We start from the raw sequence: 14,776 nt of genomic DNA, 5'->3' as shown, positions 1-14,776 counted from the left end.
AGGTCGCCTCCTTTGGGTCGCCCTCAGCTGGTCAAAAAAGACCCCCGCCCCCCGGGGGCGCGCGGGGCGCCGGCCCGGGGGTCGCGCGAAGACCACTCGAATCGGTGAGCGCGGGAGCGTTACTTCTCCACCTCGGCGGCGAGGTTGGCCAGCACGGCGTCGTAGATACGTCCGAGGCCCTTGGGCGCGAAGGTCTTCTCGAAGAAACCGCCGATGCCTCCGGCGCCGTTCCAGACGGTGGTGACGACGGCCCGCGACTTGCCCTCCCCGGCGGGGGTGACGGTCCAGGTGGTGACCATGGAGGAGTTGCGGTCCTTCTCGACGAGCCGGCCGTCGCTGGGCTCGGTGACCTCCAGGAGGCAGTCGCGGATCCGCTTGCTGGTGGCCTGGAGCTTCCAGTGGACGAGGGTTCCCTCGCCGTCGCCGCCCTCGCGGACCTCGTACTCGCTGAAGTGCTCCGACAGCACCTTCCCGCGGGTGCCGCTGTAGTCGGCCAGAGCGTCGAACACCGTCTCCGCGTCCGCCGCGATGATCCGCTCCGTGGTGGCCTCGACCTGCGCCATTGCACTTCCTCCAGCACTCGGTTCCTCAAGGGTGTGGCACCAGCCAACCACCTGGGCGCGGGCCTCCCAAATCCGGGCTCCCCACCGGCTCGCGACGATCAAGGGACAGGTGTTCTCCTCCCTGTCCGGCGTCGAGGAACCCGGACATCTCCGCCGGGGTCTTCGTCGTCCCGGATCACGTCGCGGCGCATCACGGACCCGATGGATCTGAACGGATCCGGCGGATCGCCTGATCGGGTCAACTCTGGCCGGAACAGGTCCTTCCGGATGCGCTCCGGGGCACGGACGCCCTATGACCACACGCGCAGGAATGCTGCTCGCCGCTGGGGCGCTGGTCGCCGGGACGGCCACCGTCCTGCCCGCGTCCGCGGCACCCCGGCCCGAGCCGACCCCCCGCCCGATCGCGCCGCTCGTCTGGAGCGGCTGTGCCACCTCGGCGTATCCGAAGCTCCAGTGCGCCACGCTCAGGGTGCCGCTGAACCACGACGACCCGGCCGGGCGCGGCATCACGCTGGCACTGACCCGGATCCCGCACTCAGCGAAGGAGTCCCAGGGTCCGCTGCTCGTGAACCCGGGCGGACCGGGCGGCAGCGGCAGGACCCTGGCCGGGTACGTGGCCGCCTCGCTGCCCGCGGCGGTGGCGGCGCAGTACGACGTCATCGGCTTCGATCCGCGCGGGGTCGGCAGGAGCGAGCCCGCGCTCGACTGCAGGCCCGGCCACTTCGAGCCGGTGCGCCCCGACTCGCTCCCGAGCGGCGCGGAGGCCGAGCAGCAGGGCGTCGAGCGGGCGCGGGCCTTCGCGGCGGCGTGCGGCGAGAAGTACGCCGACGTCCTGCCGTACATCGACACGGTCAGCACGGCCAGGGACATGGACGCGGTCCGCGAGGCGCTCGGCGCGCCCCGGCTCAACTATCTGGGGTACTCCTACGGCACGTACCTCGGCGCCGTGTACGCGCGGCTCTACCCGGAGCGGGTGCGCCGGTTCGCGCTGGACTCGGTCGTCAACCCGCAGGGTGTCTGGTACGAGGACAACCTGGCGCAGGACCTCGCCTTCGACACCCGACACAAGGACTTCATGGCCTGGGTGGCCCGCCAGAACGCGACGTACGGGCTCGGTTCGGACCCGGCGGCGGTCGAAGCCGCCTGGTACCGGATGCGGGACGCGCTGCGCGAGACCCCGGCGGGCGGCAAGGTCGGCCCCGGCGAACTGGAGGACACCTACCTGCCGGGCGGGTATTACGACGGCTACTGGCCGTCCCTCGCCGGGGCGTTCTCGGCGTACGTCAACGACGCGAACGCGGTCCCGCTGACCCGGGTGTACGAAAGCTACGCGGCCCCGGACAAGGCGTCGGACAACGGCTACTCGGTCTACACGAGCGTCCAGTGCCGGGACGCGAAGTGGCCGCGCGACTGGAACACCTGGCGTACGGACAACTGGAACGTGCACGCCAAGGCACCCTTCGCCACCTGGAACAACGCCTGGTACAACGCTCCGTGCGCGTTCTGGCCGGTGGACTCGCTGACACCCCCGGACGTCACCAACGACGAGGTGGCGCCGGTACTGATCCTCCAGGCGACGGACGACGCGGCCACCCCGTACGAGGGCGCGGTCGCGCTGCGACGGATGGTGCGGGGCTCCAGCCTGGTGGTCGAGGAGGGCGGCGGGAACCACGGGGTGACGCTCGCCGGCAACGACTGCCTGGACGAGTACCTGGCGGACTACCTCGCCACGGGAACCGTGCCGCGGGGTGACGGGCTGTCGGAGGCGGACGCGGTCTGCGAGGCGCTCCCCGAGCCGAAGCCGGTCACGGCGAGCTCCGCCGCCCGCAACGGCTCCGCGCCGGGAGGCGCGGCGGTCGACCGGACAGGCGGCACGGTGGTCGACCGGACGGGCGGCGCGGTCCTGCACGGGCTCCTGGGCCACGTGCGCTGAGGACCCCCCGCCGCATGAGGGGAGGCCTTCGCCCCGACCCGGAGGGCGAAGGCCCGCTAGCGGGCGAGCCGGGCGAGCGCCTCCGCGGCCGCCCGGCCGAGGCGCGGGTGAGGGAGGGCCGCCTCGAGGGCCGGCAGGGCGCGTGGGTCGCCGAGGGTGCCGAGCCCCTCGACGCAGGCGACTCCGACGCGCCAGTGCGGGTCGTCGGACCCCAGGCGCCGCTCCAGGACGGTGACGAGGGCCGGCAGGGACTCGGGGGCGCGCAGGTCGGCGAGCAGCCGCACCGGCAACAGGGCGTAGGCGACGCGGAGTTCGTTGGTGGCGAGGGCGGCGGCGGCGCGCGCGGTGCGCGGGTCGCCGAGCCGGGCCAGGGCGTACGCGGCGGAGACGCAGCGCTCCGGGTCGCGGTGGTTGAGGAGCAGGACCAGGGCTTCGAAGGCGCGGGGGTCGCGGACGAGGCCGAGCCGGAAGGCCGCGATCTCGCGGGCCCAGAGGGGTTGGCCGGGTGCGGTCAGGACGCTGGCGAACACTTCGGGATCGTCGGTGGCGGCGAGTCCTTCGAATGCCTTTCGATCACTTTCCGTGCCGTCGTGGATCTCGTCCCGCAATCGATCGATCATCGAGCAGAATTCGGGGTCCTGGGCGATTTCCATGACCGTCAGCGTATCCGCGATCCAGATCACATTTTCCGAACTCCCCGGGACTGGCGCGCTCGTTACCCGCCGGTTAATCTCAGGTGAGCGGGTAACCCCCGCCACCTCACAACGGCCTGGTGACGCAGCCGTCGTGAGATCGAGTTTGTCGGTTCGGCAGTATTCGATGCGGCTCCGGGACAGAGTCCATCGCCTTTTCCCCGCGATCTCTTCGCGCTTCCCTCGCGAACTCCTCGCGCTTTCCGTTCGCGATCCGTTCGCGCCCGCACGCGCCGCCTTCAGTCGTCACTCTTCCCTCCTGGAGTCCCCTGATGGACACCCCTCTCTCCACCATCGCCGTCGTCGGTCTCGGCACCATGGGCAAGGGCATCGCCGATGTCCTCGCCCGGGCCGGCCGCGAGGTCATCGGCATCGACATCAGCGAAGCCGCCGCCACCCAGGCCGTCGCCGCCCTGGAGGCGTCCACCGCCCGTGCGGTGGCCCGCGAGCGGATCACCGAGGAGGAGCGGCAGGACGTCCTCGCCCGCTTCCGCACCTACTCCGACCTGCAGGCGGCGGCCGACGCCGACCTCGTGATCGAGGTCGTGCCCGAGTCGTACGAGGCCAAGCAGGAGGTCTTCCGGGCCCTGGACGCCATCGTCCGGCCCGACGCGATCATCGCCACCGGCACCAACGCGCTCTCGGTGACCCGGCTCGCCGCCGACTCCGCCCACCCGGAGCGCGTGCTCGGCCTGCACTTCTTCACCCCGGTCCAGGCCATGAAGCTGGTGGAGATCGTCTCCTCCGTCCTCACCGCGCCGCAGGCCGTCGAGGCCGTCACCGCACTCGCGCACGACCTGGGCAAGGAGCCCGTCGCGGTCGGCGACCGCCCCGGCTTCGTCGCGGACGGCCTGCTCTTCGGCTACCTCAACCAGGCTGCGGCGATGTACGAGGCGAAGTACGCCTCCCGCGAGGACATCGACGCCGCCATGAAGCTCGGCTGCGGTCTGCCGATGGGTCCGCTGGAGCTGCTCGACCTGATCGGCATCGACACCGCCCGCACCGTCCTGGAGGCGATGTACAGCGAGTCGCGCGACCGGCTCCACGCCCCCGCCCCGATCCTCAAGCAGCTCAGCGAGGCAGGCCTCACAGGCCGCAAGTCGGGCCGCGGGTTCTACACGTACGACGCGGCCGGCTCGGGCACCGTCGTCCGCGACGCGCTGACCCCGCTGGAGAGCGCCGCGACCGGCGGCGGCCGCGAGGTCCGCTCGGTCGGCGTCGCCGGCTCCGGCACGATGGCCTCCGGAATCGCCGAGGTCTTCGCCAAGGCCGGGTACGAGGTCGTCCTCTCCGCCCGCTCCCAGGAGAAGGCCGACACCGCCAAGGCCCGGATCGCGAAGTCCCTCGCGCGCTCCGTCGACAAGGGCCGGATGACCGGCGAGGCCCGCGACGAGACGCTGGCCCGGATCACCCCGGCCGGTTCGCTCGACGCCTTCGCCGAGGTCGACCTGGCCGTGGAGGCGGTCGCCGAGGACCTGGCGATCAAGCAGGAGCTGTTCGCCCGGCTCGACAAGATCTGCAGGCCGGGCGCGGTGCTCGCCACCACGACCTCCTCGCTGCCGGTCGTCGCCTGCGCCCGCGCCACCTCGCGCCCGCAGGACGTCATCGGGATGCACTTCTTCAACCCGGCGCCCGCGATGAAGCTGGTGGAGATCGTCCGTACGGTCCTGACCGCGGACGACGTCCACGCCACGGTCCGCGAGGTCACCACGAAGATCCGCAAGCACCCGGTGGACTGCGGCGACCGGGCCGGTTTCATCGTGAACGCGCTGCTCTTCCCGTACCTGAACAACGCGATCAAGATGGTCGAGGAGCACTACGCGACCCTGGACGACATCGACGCCGCCATGAAGCTGGGCGGCGGCTACCCGATGGGTCCGTTCGAGCTGCTCGACGTCGTCGGCCTGGACGTCTCGCTCGCCATCGAGCAGGTCCTGCACCGCGAGTTCCGCGACCCGGGCCTGGCTCCGGCGCCGCTCCTGGAGCACCTGGTGGCGGCCGGCTGCCTCGGCCGCAAGACGGGGCGCGGCTTCCGCGAATATGCCCGACGCTGAGCCCTACGCGGGCTGGGGAGGGTTGCTGAGCCCCGGGAGTGCCAACGGCACCCCCGGTACGGGCCCGGGCGACCCTCCCCCACCTGGGCACACTCCCGCACTGATGCAGTACGTTCAGGACATGTCCAAGGCCGCGAAGTCACCCCGTGCCACGTCCACCTCCGACAGTCAGGAGAGTGCGGCGGGCACCCGTGCGGCCGCGCAGCGGCTGAAGATGCGCCGCGAGCTGGCCGCCGCGGCCATGGAGCTGTTCGCGACCAAGGGGTACGAGGCCACGACGGTCGACGAGATCGCCGCGGCGGCCGGGGTCGCCCGCCGGACCTTCTTCCGCCACTTCCGCTCCAAGGAAGAGGCGATCTTCCCCGACCACGACGACACCCTGGTGCGGGCGGAGGCGGTGCTCAACGCCGCTCCGCCGCACGAGCACCCGCTGGACACCGTCTGCCGGGGCATCAAGGAAGTCATGAAGATGTACGCGGGGTCCCCGGCGGTCTCCGTGGAGCGGTACCGGCTCACCCGTGAGGTGCCCACCCTGCGCGAGCGCGAGATCGCCTCCGTGGCCCGCTACGAGCGGCTGTTCACCCGCTATCTGCTGGGCCATTTCGACGAGCGCGACCACCACGACGGCAACGACGACCCGCTGCTGGCCGAGGTGGCCGCCTCGGCGGTCGTCACGGCCCACAACCACGTCCTGCGCCGCTGGCTGCGGGCCGGCGGCCAGGGGGACGTGGAGGCGCAGCTGGACCACGCCTTCGCGATCGTGCGGGAGACGTTCGGCTCGGGCATAGGCGCCCGGCCGGCCTCGGCCCCGCAGGCGGGCTCCCAGTCCGCCGCCCAGGGCCCCCAGGCGGCCCCGCAGGCTTCCGCGGCGACCGCGTCCACGGAGGGCGGGGTGCTCGTGGCGGTGGCGCGTACGGACGCTCCGCTCGACGAGGTCATGCGGACCATCCAGGACGCGCTCAAGCGCGACTGACCACCGGACTCACGACGAGGGCCGCCCCCCTGGGGGCGGCCCTCGTACCGTTTTGCCCCCACATTCGATCGATCATCGCTCATGTGTGACCGGCAGATTGCATATGAGTGAAATTGTTGGCACGCAGTGCCTTGTCAGGTGACACGCGGTGCCATACGTTGAAGATGTCCGGGCGGCCGGCGCGCCGAGGTCTCCTCGTGCGCCGGCTGTCCCCACAAGCCATCGTGATTGTGCGCCCGGACGCCTGCGTCACAGGCAACCCACAGCGCCCACCCGGCGCAGCCACCGCACCGCCCCGCCGAACCGACGGCACACCTCCAGAGCAGCACTCCAAGACGTAACCCTCAGCGCGTCTCCCTCAGACGCCGCACCGCCGGAGGCACCCCGTGAAGGACATCCTGGACGCGATCCAGTCCCCGGACTCCACGTCCTCGGACTTCGCCAACATCAAGCTCCCCGAGTCGTACCGCGCCGTGACCGTCCACAAGGACGAGGCCGAGATGTTCGCGGGCCTCGAGAGCCGCGACAAGGACCCGCGCAAGTCGCTCCACCTCGACGACGTGGCGCTCCCCGAGCTCGGCCCGGGTGAGGCCCTGGTCGCCGTGATGGCCAGCTCCGTGAACTACAACTCGGTCTGGACCTCGATCTTCGAGCCGGTCTCGACCTTCAGCTTCCTGGAGCGGTACGGGCGGCTCTCCGAGCTCACCAAGCGCCACGACCTGCCGTACCACGTCATCGGCTCCGACCTCGCGGGCGTCGTGCTGCGCACCGGTCCGGGCGTCAACGCCTGGAACCCCGGCGACGAGGTCGTCGCGCACTGCCTCTCGGTCGAGCTGGAGTCCTCGGACGGCCACAACGACACGATGCTCGACCCCGAGCAGCGGATCTGGGGCTTCGAGACCAACTTCGGCGGCCTGGCGGAGATCGCGCTCGTCAAGTCCAACCAGCTCATGCCGAAGCCGGACCACTTGAGCTGGGAGGAGGCCGCCTCCCCCGGCCTGGTGAACTCCACCGCGTACCGCCAGCTGGTCTCCCGCAACGGCGCCGGCATGAAGCAGGGCGACAACGTCCTGATCTGGGGCGCGAGCGGCGGCCTCGGCTCGTACGCCACCCAGTTCGCGCTGGCCGGCGGTGCCAACCCGATCTGTGTCGTCTCCTCCCCCGAGAAGGCCGACATCTGCCGGGCGATGGGCGCGGAGGCGGTCATCGACCGCAACGCCGAGGGCTACAAGTTCTGGAAGGACGAGAACACCCAGGACCCGCGCGAGTGGAAGCGCTTCGGCTCGAAGATCCGTGAGCTGACCGGCGGCGAGGACATCGACATCGTCTTCGAGCACCCGGGCCGCGAGACCTTCGGCGCCTCGGTGTACGTCACCCGCAAGGGCGGCACCATCACCACCTGTGCCTCGACCTCGGGTTACATGCACCAGTACGACAACCGCTACCTGTGGATGTCCCTGAAGCGGATCATCGGCTCGCACTTCGCCAACTACCGCGAGGCGTGGGAGGCCAACCGCCTCATCGCCAAGGGCAAGATCCACCCGACGCTCTCCAAGGTCTACTCCCTGGAGGACACCGGCCAGGCCGCCTACGACGTGCACCGCAACCTGCACCAGGGCAAGGTCGGCGTCCTCGCCCTCGCCCCCGAGGAGGGCCTCGGCGTGCGCGACCCGGAGATGCGCGCGAAGCACATCGACGCCATCAACCGCTTCCGTAACATCTGAGCCCGGGACCGTACATGACAGAGCGTCAGACTGCGCCTGCGGCTGAGGGCGCGCCGGAGTCGAAAGAGACGAAGGCAAGGGAGCGAAGCGACCGCGGACCGAGGAGCGTCGACGCCGGCCCTGAGCGCCCTCAACCGCAGGCGCGGAAGGAAAAGGACCGGCCGTGGCTCATGCGGACCTACGCCGGTCACTCGACCGCCGAGGCGTCCAACGAGCTGTACCGGCGCAACCTGGCCAAGGGGCAGACCGGTCTCTCGGTCGCCTTCGACCTGCCCACGCAGACCGGCTACGACCCCGACCACATCCTCGCCCGCGGCGAGGTCGGCCGGGTCGGGGTCCCGGTCTCGCACCTCGGTGACATGCGCCGGCTGTTCCAGGACATCCCCCTGGAGCAGATGAACACCTCGATGACCATCAACGCCACGGCGATGTGGCTGCTGGCGCTCTACCAGGTGGTCGCCGAGGAGCAGGGCGCGGACGTCACCCGGCTCCAGGGCACCACCCAGAACGACATCGTGAAGGAGTACCTGTCGCGCGGGACGCACGTCTTCCCGCCCGGCCCGTCGCTGCGCCTCACGACGGACATGATCACCTACACGGTGAACAACATCCCGAAGTGGAACCCGATCAACATCTGCAGTTACCACCTGCAGGAGGCGGGAGCCACTCCGGTCCAGGAGATCTCGTACGCGATGTCCACCGCCATCGCGGTGCTCGACGCGGTCCGGGACTCCGGCCAGGTTCCGGCGGACCGCTTCGGTGAAGTCGTCGCCCGTATCTCGTTCTTCGTGAACGCGGGCGTCCGCTTCATCGAGGAGATGTGCAAGATGCGCGCCTTCGGCCGCATCTGGGACAAGGTCACGCGTGAGCGGTACGGCATCGAGAACGACAAGCAGCGCCGCTTCCGTTACGGCGTCCAGGTCAACTCGCTCGGTCTGACCGAGGCCCAGCCGGAGAACAACGTCCAGCGGATCGTCCTGGAGATGCTGGCCGTCACGCTCTCCAAGGACGCACGCGCGCGTGCCGTCCAGCTGCCCGCCTGGAACGAGGCGCTCGGCCTGCCCCGGCCCTGGGACCAGCAGTGGTCGCTCCGTATCCAGCAGGTGCTCGCCCACGAGTCCGACCTGCTGGAGTACGAGGACATCTTCGCCGGGTCCCACGTGATCGAGGCCAAGGTCGACTCGCTCGTCGAGGAGTGCCTGGCCGAGATCGACCGGATCCAGGCGATGGGCGGCGCGATGGCCGCCGTCGAGTCCGGCTACCTCAAGTCGCAGCTGGTCTCCTCGCACGCAGAACGGCGCGCCCGGATCGAGGCCGGCGACGAGAAGATCGTCGGCGTGAACATCTTCCAGTCGACCGAGGAGAACCCGCTCACCTCGGACCTCGACACGGCGATCATGACCGTCGATCCGGCCAACGAGGCCAGGGTCGTCGCGAAGCTCCACGAGTGGCGCGACAACCGCGACGAGAACCGGGCCCAGGAGTCGCTCGCGGCCCTGAAGGCCACGGCGGCCGGGGACGGCAACCTCTTCGCCGCCACCCTGGAATGCGCCCGTGCGGGTGTCACGACCGGCGAGTGGTCCTGGGCGCTGCGGGACGTCTTCGGCGAGTTCCGCGCCCCCACCGGCGTCTCCTCCGCGCCCGTGGCGGTGACGGCCGAGGCGGGCACCCCGCTGGCTCTCGTACGGGAGAAGGTGGCGCGGACGGCCACGGAGCTGGGCTCCGGGCGGCTGCGGCTCCTGGTCGGCAAGCCGGGCCTGGACGGGCACTCCAACGGGGCCGAGCAGATCGCCGTCCGCGCGCGTGACGCCGGCTTCGAGGTGGTCTACCAGGGGATCCGGCTGACGCCCGAGCAGATCGTCAACGCGGCCCTCGCGGAGGACGTGCACTGCGTGGGTCTGTCGATCCTGTCCGGCTCGCACGCCGAGCTGGTCCCGGACGTCCTCGACCGCCTCCGCGAGGCGGGGGCGACCGACGTGCCGGTCATCGTCGGCGGGATCATCCCGAACGCCGACGCCGCAGAACTGAAGCGCGCGGGTGTGGCCGCCGTCTTCACACCGAAGGACTTCGGTATCACGGAGATCATCGGCCGTATCGTCGACGAGATCCGGAAAGCGAACAAGCTCGACCCCCTGGAGGTCCCCGCATGACCAGCCCCGTGAACCGACTCCGCCCGCGTCGCTCGTGTCTGGCGGTCCCCGGCTCCAACCCGCGCTTCCTGGAGAAGGCCCAGGGGCTCGCCGCCGACCAGGTCTTCCTCGACCTGGAGGACGCCTGCGCGCCGCTCGCCAAGCCCGAGGCCCGCCACACCATCGTCAAGTTCCTCAACGAGGGCGACTGGACCGGCAAGACCCGGGTCGTGCGCGTCAACGACTGGACGACCCACTGGACGTACCGTGACGTCGTCACCGTCGTCGAGGGCGCCGGCCAGAACCTCGACTGCATCATGCTGCCGAAGGTCCAGGACGCCCAGCAGATCGTGGCGCTCGACCTGCTGCTGACGCAGATCGAGAAGACCATGGGCTTCGAGGTCGGCAAGATCGGCATCGAGGCGCAGATCGAGAACGCCCAGGGCCTCAACAACGTCAACGCGATCGCCACCGCCTCGCAGCGCGTCGAGACCATCATCTTCGGCCCGGCCGACTTCATGGCCTCGATCAACATGAAGTCGCTGGTCGTCGGCGAGCAGCCGCCCGGCTACGACGCCGACGCCTACCACTACATCCTGATGAAGATCCTGATGGCCGCCCGCGCCAACAACCTCCAGGCGATCGACGGTCCCTACCTGCAGATCCGCAACCCCGAGGGCTACCAGGCGGTCGCCCGCCGCGCCGCCGCGCTCGGCTTCGACGGCAAGTGGGTGCTCCACCCGGACCAGGTCGCCGCCGCGAACGAGATCTTCTCCCCGTCGCAGGAGGACTTCGACCACGCCGAGCTGATCCTGGACGCGTACGACTACTACACCTCCGAGGCCGGCGGCAAGAAGGGCTCGGCCATGCTCGGCGACGAGATGATCGACGAGGCCTCCCGCAAGATGGCGCTGGTCATCTCCGGCAAGGGCCGCGCCGCCGGCATGGAGCGCACCACCAAGTTCGAGATTCCTTCCAGCTGACAAGGACAGAGTCCCATGCAGTTCGGCCGCACCTACGAAGAGTTCGAAGTCGGCGCCGTCTACAAGCACTGGCCCGGGAAGACGGTCACCGAGTACGACGACCACCTCTTCTGCCTGCTGACGATGAACCACCATCCGCTGCACATGGATGTGAACTACGCCGAGAACACGACGGACTTCGGCAAGAACGTCGTCGTCGGCAACTACATCTACTCGCTGCTGCTCGGCATGTCCGTCCCGGACGTCTCGGGCAAGGCGATCGCCAACCTGGAGATCGAGTCGCTGCGCCACGTGGCCCCGACCTTCCACGGCGACACCATCTACGGCGAGACCACGGTCCTCGACAAGACCCCGTCGAAGTCGAAGAACGACCGCGGCATCGTCTACGTCGAGACCAAGGGCTACAAGCAGGACGGCACCCTGGTGTGCGTCTTCCGCCGCAAGGTGATGGTCCCCACCGAGACGTACATCAAGGAGCGCGGCGGCGAGCAGCCCGGCCGCCCCGAGCTGATCGAGCCCGCGAAGAAGACGGAGAAGTAGCCATGGCCCGACTCGCCCAGACCGCCGGGCTCACGGATGTCCAGCAGGAGATCCTCAAGACCGTCCGGGAGTTCGTCGACAAGGAGATCATCCCGGTCGCGACCGAGCTCGAGCACCGCGACGAGTACCCGCAGCAGATCGTCGACGGGCTCAAGGAGCTCGGCCTCTTCGGTCTGATGATCCCCGAGGAGTACGGGGGTCTGGGTGAGTCGCTGCTCACGTACGCGCTGTGCGTGGAGGAGATCGCCCGCGGCTGGATGTCGGTCTCCGGCATCATCAACACCCACTTCATCGTGGCGTACATGCTCAAGCAGCACGGCACGCAGGAGCAGAAGGACTACTTCCTTCCGCGGATGGCGGCCGGCGAGACGCGTGGCGCGTTCTCCATGTCGGAGCCGGGCCTCGGCTCGGATGTGTCGGCGATCACGTCGAAGGCCGTCAAGGACGGCGACGAGTACGTCCTGAACGGCCAGAAGATGTGGCTGACGAACGGCGGAACGTCAACGCTGGTCGCCGTTCTCGTCCGAAGTGACGAAGGACACCCGGAGGGCACGGCGCCCCACAAGTCGATGACGACCTTCCTCGTCGAGAAGGAGCCCGGCTTCGGAGAGGTCCGCCCCGGCCTCACCATCCCCGGGAAGATCGACAAGATGGGTTACAAGGGCGTCGACACGACCGAACTCATCATGGACGGACTGCGCATTCCGGCCAATCGGGTCCTCGGCGGGGTCACCGGCCGAGGGTTTTACCAAATGATGGACGGCGTGGAGGTCGGCCGCGTGAACGTCGCGGCCCGTGGCTGCGGTGTCGCTCAGCGTGCTTTCGAACTGGGTGTCTCGTATGCCCAGCAACGTCACACTTTCGGCAAGGCGATCGCCCAGCACCAGGCGATTCAGTTCAAGCTGGCCGAGATGGCTACCAAGGTCGAGGCCGCTCATGCCATGATGGTGAACGCAGCACGCAAAAAGGACTCCGGGGAACGAAACGACCTCGAAGCAGGGATGGCGAAGTACCTCGCCTCCGAGTACTGCAAGGAAGTCGTCGAGGACGCCTTCCGTATCCACGGTGGATACGGGTTCTCGAAGGAGTACGAGATCGAGCGCCTCTACCGCGAGGCTCCGATGCTGCTCATCGGTGAAGGTACCGCCGAGATCCAGAAAATGATCATCGGTCGCCGGCTACTCGAGGAGTACCGGTTCCAGGGTTGATTGTCGCTTTTGAGTCGGTTCGGCCGCGAAGAAGATCACACCCTGTCAGCATCGCCTGAGAGTTTCCGGCCGACCGACTCGGCTTCTGGCTTACCCAGTTGCGGCTCCCACCCGATAGCATCGACGGAAAGCCGCCGTCCCCCGTTGCCAGTGCGGCATCATCCGCTACGAAGGTCATCCATGCCCCACAGCCAAACCTCTGCACCTCGCGACAGCCTCGCCGGCGTACGCATCGCACGCGGAGCATCGCCGTGGCTTCTGCCGACCGTCGCCACCGCGGCGCTGAGCCTCGTGCGTGCGCGCACGTCTCGGCGTGCCGCGGCCATCGCCGTGCCCACCACCGCCCTGGCGGCGGGCATGCTGTGGTTCTTCCGCGACCCCGAGCGCGAGATCGCTCAGGGCCGGGTCATCTCCCCCGCCGACGGTGTGGTGCAGAGCATCATGCCGTGGAAGGACGGACGCACCCGGGTCGCCATCTTCATGAGCCCGCTGAACGTCCACGTCAACCGCGCGCCGCTGGCCGGCACGGTGACGTCCGTGGAGCACGTCCCCGGTGGGTTCGTGCCGGCGTTCAACAAGGAGAGCGAGAACAACGAGCGCGTTGTCTGGCACTTCGACACCGAGCTCGGTGACATCGAGATGGTGCAGATCGCCGGTGCCGTGGCACGGCGCATCGTGCCCTACATCCCCCAGGGGACGAAGGTCGAGCAGGGCGAGCGCATCGGTCTGATCCGCTTCGGGTCACGCGTCGACATCTACCTTCCGGAGGGTGTCGATGTCGCCGTCGAGGTCGGTCAGACCACGACCGCGGGGGTGACTCGCATTGACCGTGATTGATCCCGACACCCGGGCCGCCGAGTGGGTCGCCGACAGCGACGCGGAGGAGGCCGAGGATGCCGAGGAGATGCCGCTGTCGTTGAGGCTGTCCATAGCGGACGCCCTCACGCTCGGTAACGCGACGTGTGGATTCATGGCGGTGTACTTCACCACCACCGGCATCCTCATCCCGCACCTCACGGGCAGCACCGAGACCGGCATGGCGCGCAACAGCGCCGCCACCGCCGTGATCCTGATGCTCGCCGCGGCGATCTTCGACCTGTTCGACGGCATCGTGGCGCGCAAGCTGCGCTCGTCCCCGATGGGCGCCGAGCTCGACAACCTCTCGGACCTGATCAGCTTCGGTCTGGCCCCGGCCTACTTCGTACTCGTGTACGGGATGGTCACGCCCGGCGCGCAGCAGAAGGTCTCGGCGGTGGCCGCGATCGTGGTGCTGCTGGCGGTGGTGCTGCGGCTGGCGAGATTCTCGTGCGTGACGATGAAGGACGGCATGTTCCAGGGCATGCCGAGCCCGTTCGGCGCGCTGACGGTGGTCTCGATCGTCCTTCTCGAGCTGCCGTTCATCCCGACGCTGCTGGCGATCATCGGTGTCGCCTGGCTGATGGTGAGCCGGGTCGAGTACCCGAAGCCTCGGGGCATCCTCGCGGTGGCGATGCTCAGCTGGATCGTGGGGGCGATGGGCATGCTGGCGGCCTGGGCGTTCGACGCGCCCGGCGGGCAGCTGCTGCTCCAGACCGGCTGCGCGCTGCAGGTGGTTCTGGGCGCCGTGATCCCCCTCTTCGCGACGGCCCGGCGCGTGAACACCTTCCGCGACAACCGGCGTGAGAGCCGGGAGGCGCGGCAGGCGGAGGCGGCTCAGCTGCCGTAGGCGGTACGTGTACGCCGAGGAAGGGCCCGGATGCGGGAAGCATCCGGGCCCTTCGTCGTGTCCGGAGCCCTTCGTCGTGTGCGATCAGGGCAGGCGCTTGTAGTAGAGCGTGGTGGGGCGGAGGGTTCCCGTGGGGTCCGCGGCGAAGTCCGGGATGATCCCGGCCGGCGTCCAGCCCGCCTTGCGGTAGAGCCCCTCGGCGGGGCTGTCGGTCTCGGTGTCCAGGATCAGGAGCGTGCGGAGCGCGAAGGCCACGTGGGCCGCCTAGGCTG

The 14,776-nt window shown here is 69.4% G+C and carries 11 protein-coding genes and 2 pseudogenes; 10 read left to right on the top strand and 3 right to left on the bottom strand.

Features of this window, described 5'->3' with window-relative positions; genetic code table 11:
• Positions 1 to 119: 119 nt before the first annotated feature.
• Entirely contained in the window at positions 120 to 563 is a 444-nt protein-coding gene (locus tag ACFUJR_RS06840; RefSeq protein ID WP_383177304.1) for an SRPBCC family protein, read from the bottom strand.
• A gap of 292 nt (positions 564 to 855) precedes the next feature.
• On the opposite strand from ACFUJR_RS06840, the gene ACFUJR_RS06835 reads away from it, so the two are divergent.
• A complete protein-coding gene (locus ACFUJR_RS06835) occupies positions 856 to 2,496 on the top strand; it encodes an alpha/beta fold hydrolase (RefSeq protein ID WP_383177301.1) in 1,641 nt (546 codons plus the stop codon).
• A gap of 56 nt (positions 2,497 to 2,552) precedes the next feature.
• On the opposite strand, the gene ACFUJR_RS06830 is transcribed toward ACFUJR_RS06835, so the two are convergent.
• Positions 2,553 to 3,149 (bottom strand): HEAT repeat domain-containing protein, encoded by a 597-nt coding sequence (locus tag ACFUJR_RS06830; protein ID WP_383177298.1) that lies wholly within the window; start codon positions 3,147 to 3,149, stop codon positions 2,553 to 2,555.
• Between the two features lie 311 nt (positions 3,150 to 3,460).
• Here ACFUJR_RS06830 and ACFUJR_RS06825 point away from each other — a divergent pair, with 311 nt between their 5' ends.
• The 9 genes and pseudogenes from ACFUJR_RS06825 (at position 3,461) to pssA (ending at position 14,504) form a co-directional block, all read left to right on the top strand.
• Positions 3,461 to 5,242 (top strand): 3-hydroxyacyl-CoA dehydrogenase family protein, encoded by a 1,782-nt coding sequence (locus ACFUJR_RS06825; RefSeq protein WP_383177296.1) that lies wholly within the window; start codon positions 3,461 to 3,463, stop codon positions 5,240 to 5,242.
• A gap of 121 nt (positions 5,243 to 5,363) precedes the next feature.
• Positions 5,364 to 6,215 (top strand): TetR family transcriptional regulator, encoded by an 852-nt coding sequence (locus ACFUJR_RS06820; RefSeq protein ID WP_383177293.1) that lies wholly within the window; start codon positions 5,364 to 5,366, stop codon positions 6,213 to 6,215.
• A gap of 386 nt (positions 6,216 to 6,601) precedes the next feature.
• Positions 6,602 to 7,939: a crotonyl-CoA carboxylase/reductase gene (gene ccrA / locus ACFUJR_RS06815; RefSeq protein ID WP_383177290.1), complete on the top strand. Its 1,338-nt coding sequence runs from the start codon at positions 6,602 to 6,604 to the stop codon at positions 7,937 to 7,939.
• A gap of 146 nt (positions 7,940 to 8,085) precedes the next feature.
• Positions 8,086 to 10,089 (top strand): annotated as a pseudogene (locus ACFUJR_RS06810) (protein meaA); the annotation flags it as partial.
• Positions 10,086 to 11,051, top strand: a complete 966-nt coding sequence (locus ACFUJR_RS06805; RefSeq protein WP_383177287.1) for an HpcH/HpaI aldolase/citrate lyase family protein — start codon at positions 10,086 to 10,088, stop codon at positions 11,049 to 11,051. The pseudogene ACFUJR_RS06810 and the gene ACFUJR_RS06805, both read left to right, overlap by 4 nt.
• A 15-nt stretch (positions 11,052 to 11,066) precedes the next feature.
• Positions 11,067 to 11,591: a MaoC family dehydratase gene (locus ACFUJR_RS06800; RefSeq protein ID WP_030320137.1), complete on the top strand. Its 525-nt coding sequence runs from the start codon at positions 11,067 to 11,069 to the stop codon at positions 11,589 to 11,591.
• 2 nt (positions 11,592 to 11,593) lie between these two features.
• Positions 11,594 to 12,799, top strand: coding sequence for an acyl-CoA dehydrogenase family protein (locus ACFUJR_RS06795; RefSeq protein WP_015037484.1), 1,206 nt, complete (start codon positions 11,594 to 11,596; stop codon positions 12,797 to 12,799).
• A 180-nt stretch (positions 12,800 to 12,979) separates the two neighbouring features.
• Positions 12,980 to 13,636 (top strand): phosphatidylserine decarboxylase, encoded by a 657-nt coding sequence (locus ACFUJR_RS06790; protein ID WP_383177282.1) that lies wholly within the window; start codon positions 12,980 to 12,982, stop codon positions 13,634 to 13,636.
• Positions 13,629 to 14,504: a CDP-diacylglycerol--serine O-phosphatidyltransferase gene (gene pssA / locus ACFUJR_RS06785; protein ID WP_383177307.1), complete on the top strand. Its 876-nt coding sequence runs from the start codon at positions 13,629 to 13,631 to the stop codon at positions 14,502 to 14,504. Before ACFUJR_RS06790 ends, pssA begins: the two co-directional genes overlap by 8 nt.
• Positions 14,505 to 14,588: 84 nt before the next feature.
• On the opposite strand, the pseudogene ACFUJR_RS06780 reads toward pssA, so the two are convergent.
• Positions 14,589 to 14,742, bottom strand: a pseudogene (locus ACFUJR_RS06780) (N-acetyltransferase); the annotation flags it as partial.
• Positions 14,743 to 14,776 lie beyond the last annotated feature (34 nt).

This window comes from Streptomyces sp. NPDC057271 (assembly GCF_042668715.1).
Classification (GTDB): Bacteria; Actinomycetota; Actinomycetes; order Streptomycetales; family Streptomycetaceae; genus Streptomyces.
Note: the sequence above shows the minus strand (reverse complement) of the source record. Positions and strands in the feature narration are given on the sequence as shown.

Bases quoted from the DNA above. Each gene is read 5' to 3' on its own strand.
- ACFUJR_RS06840 (WP_383177304.1), bottom strand. From the start codon at position 563: ATGGCGCAGGTCGAGGCCACCACGGAGCGGATCATCGCGGCGGACGCG.
- ACFUJR_RS06835 (WP_383177301.1), top strand. From the start codon at position 856: ATGACCACACGCGCAGGAATGCTGCTCGCCGCTGGGGCGCTGGTCGCC.
- ACFUJR_RS06830 (WP_383177298.1), bottom strand. From the start codon at position 3,149: ATGGAAATCGCCCAGGACCCCGAATTCTGCTCGATGATCGATCGATTG.
- ACFUJR_RS06825 (WP_383177296.1), top strand. From the start codon at position 3,461: ATGGACACCCCTCTCTCCACCATCGCCGTCGTCGGTCTCGGCACCATG.
- ACFUJR_RS06820 (WP_383177293.1), top strand. From the start codon at position 5,364: ATGTCCAAGGCCGCGAAGTCACCCCGTGCCACGTCCACCTCCGACAGT.
- ACFUJR_RS06805 (WP_383177287.1), top strand. From the start codon at position 10,086: ATGACCAGCCCCGTGAACCGACTCCGCCCGCGTCGCTCGTGTCTGGCG.
- ACFUJR_RS06800 (WP_030320137.1), top strand. From the start codon at position 11,067: ATGCAGTTCGGCCGCACCTACGAAGAGTTCGAAGTCGGCGCCGTCTAC.
- ACFUJR_RS06795 (WP_015037484.1), top strand. From the start codon at position 11,594: ATGGCCCGACTCGCCCAGACCGCCGGGCTCACGGATGTCCAGCAGGAG.
- ACFUJR_RS06790 (WP_383177282.1), top strand. From the start codon at position 12,980: ATGCCCCACAGCCAAACCTCTGCACCTCGCGACAGCCTCGCCGGCGTA.